General features: G+C 45.2%; 3 protein-coding genes. 2 read left to right on the top strand and 1 reads right to left on the bottom strand.

What is annotated here, in order from left to right; genetic code table 11:
• The first annotated feature begins 27 nt into the window (after window positions 1–27).
• Window positions 28–1,065: a hypothetical protein gene (locus L972_RS16520; RefSeq protein WP_047439643.1), complete on the top strand. Its 1,038-nt coding sequence runs from the start codon at window positions 28–30 to the stop codon at window positions 1,063–1,065.
• A 103-nt stretch (window positions 1,066–1,168) separates the two neighbouring features.
• Here the strand turns inward: L972_RS16520 and L972_RS16515 are convergent, their stop codons facing one another.
• Window positions 1,169–1,357 carry a hypothetical protein gene (locus tag L972_RS16515; RefSeq protein ID WP_047439641.1) on the bottom strand — a complete coding sequence of 63 codons (189 nt, stop codon included), beginning with the start codon at window positions 1,355–1,357 and terminating at the stop codon, window positions 1,169–1,171.
• A gap of 369 nt (window positions 1,358–1,726) precedes the next feature.
• Between L972_RS16515 and L972_RS16510 the strand changes: the two genes are divergently transcribed.
• A complete protein-coding gene (locus L972_RS16510; RefSeq protein ID WP_047439639.1) occupies window positions 1,727–2,353 on the top strand; it encodes a heme-binding beta-barrel domain-containing protein in 627 nt (208 codons plus the stop codon).
• The last annotated feature ends 81 nt before the right edge of the window (window positions 2,354–2,434 follow it).

The following is a 2,434-nucleotide window of genomic DNA, read 5'->3' as shown; positions in this document are numbered from 1 at the left end:
AGTTAGTTCCATTCAAGCTGTATCGATTTGGGAAACAACGCCGTCACAACTATAAAGCGATGCGTTCCTGCGACAAGTGATGGAGTATATTCCTACTTTGCTGATCGCATTAATCTTGCTGCTACTGTGGTAGACGATATTAACAAAGAGATCAGCAATGCTCTTGCCTTACTGCCCACCTCGTTAAACAACATGAAGTCAGTTCAACAACTTCAACAAAAAATTGGAGAAATTGACGAAGCCCAACACACGGGCAAAATATCTACTGACCAGGCCAACGCCGCACGGACACAGTTGCAAGGCAATTTGAGTAACGTAGTATCATCCACTCTCGCGGACTTTAAAAATGCTGCGACTGAGCTTTCTGAGCCTGCCACGCGCCTATCAACATTTGGAAAAGAAACCTCGGTGCGACTTAAAGATGCCACAGCCACCGAGACAGCAAACCATGAACGCCTAAAACAGGATGTTGATCGTGAGTCCTCTCGTCTCAAAACTCTCAAAGATCGCTACGCTACATTAGCTGCAGCTGTTGATGAAGCTCGAGGTGGGCCTACTGAAAACCTTGTTGGACTCTTGCCAGATGAAATGGAGCTGTCGAACCTTCTTGATACTGACCCGAAGGATGCCGCTGCTCCGGAGGATGTCGCAGTTCCGGAGGTTGGAGCTGCGAAGAAGTCAATCGAGCTATCAGTAAAGCAAATTAACAAAATATTGGCAGTTATTGACAAAACCATTAAGTTTAATCAACTCACCCAAATTCGCGATGAAGTCTTTAAGGCGATAACGAAGCAGACCTGTGTGGTAGAGGCCTTTCAAGAAAGTCTGCGGACAGTGAACACGGCTCTGGCACAGCCAGACACTATTGGAATGGCGGGAACGTCCATGGCCGCGCTTGCGACGGAAACCACTAAGTTGTCCACAGAATTATTTAGTTTTGAGACAACGCTTCGGGATCTGAACAATCAGGCTGTCACGGTGGATTCCTTGATGGAGCTCATTAACGACATAGAGTTTTATCTGAAACAAGCTCGCGATGCTCGTAACAAAGTAATCCTCACTTAAATTGAAAACATCTAATTGTATCAGTGAGTTTTCAATGAAGATAATATAAGGGAGGCATCAGCCTACCTTTGCTTACTCTCCGCTTACTTCACTACCATCAAACTTATTTGGTTGCCGGCGCAACTTTAACTGCCGGAGCCTTGGCATGATGCTTGGTTTGATGATGCTGCTTTTTGACTACCTTGGTTTGGACCGCTCGCGGTGACACAGCCTTGGCCGGGGTAGCCGCCATGGTGAAACCAGAGGTCAGGGCGAAAACTGCTGCTACTGCCAGGGGGATGATCTTTTTCATGGTCTCAATCCTTATTGGGTGATGGAGCCGTTCTCCATGACTTCATCCTACGACTGGGCTCCGCAAAATTCCGTGTGTAGTTGGTGACGGTTTGTATCCGAATGTACGTCCCCAAAACAATTATTAATTTAGACTTCGAATATCCAGTAGTCAAAAATAAAAATTTGATCTAGATTCACATTAGTGTTTTTTAAATCTGGAAATGAAAACTGATTCAGATCAGAGCTGGTTTTTATTCATAGCAAAAAACAAACCTCGACTCACAAAACCAGACATAGCTACCAATATCATATTGACCCTGCTCCCTCACATTTTTAAATTCAGGGCGCTGAAAACAATAATAACGGTAACCTCTGATGGGAGTTATATATGAGTAAGTTAGTAATTCCAGCTATTTTATTGGCCAGTTCAACTCTGGCTTACGCAGACTCAGACACAATGATAAACGGCCTGGATTTTGGCCCCCTCGCCCAGTTGGCAGGAACATGGAAAAGCACTGATACAGGTGGTGTAGATGTTGCGCCAGGGCAGGAAGGGAGCAAAGTAGGCAAAGGTGGCCCAGCTGTAGAGCCATTTTATGAAACGATTACCTTCGAACCTGCTGCAGATGCGAAGAATGCCAGTGAGCAGTACCTTGTAGCGATGTACTACAAGCAGGAGGTATTCAGAAAAAGGGATAATGGAAAATTCCACGACCAACGTGGCTACCTTATCTATGACAAGAAAAATCAAGTTGTCTATAACTCATACTGCATTCCTCGTGCAGTTTGTGTTGTGACCGAAGGCAAAGCTGGCAACAAGATTGACTTCAAAACAGGGAAGCGTGGCATTGCTGAAAGCACCTATATGACAGCCAATGACACGACGACAGACTTTACATTAACGCTCGACTTCTCAGAAAAAGACAAACTCAAGTACAACCAAACCACTAGCTTGCAGGTCTATGGCAAGCCTTTCGCCCACTCTGATAGTGGTTCACTCACCAGAGTAAAATAGTAAGACTGGCCAAGGTGAGCAGCACCTTGGTCTTTTTACTCTGTAGTGGTCTAATCATCCCGGACACCATTTTAGGTGGTA

The sequence above is a fragment of the Aeromonas sp. ZOR0001 genome, from assembly GCF_000801015.1.
GTDB classification, from domain to species: Bacteria; Pseudomonadota; Gammaproteobacteria; order Enterobacterales; family Aeromonadaceae; genus Aeromonas; species Aeromonas veronii.
Note: the sequence above shows the minus strand (reverse complement) of the source record. Positions and strands in the feature narration are given on the sequence as shown.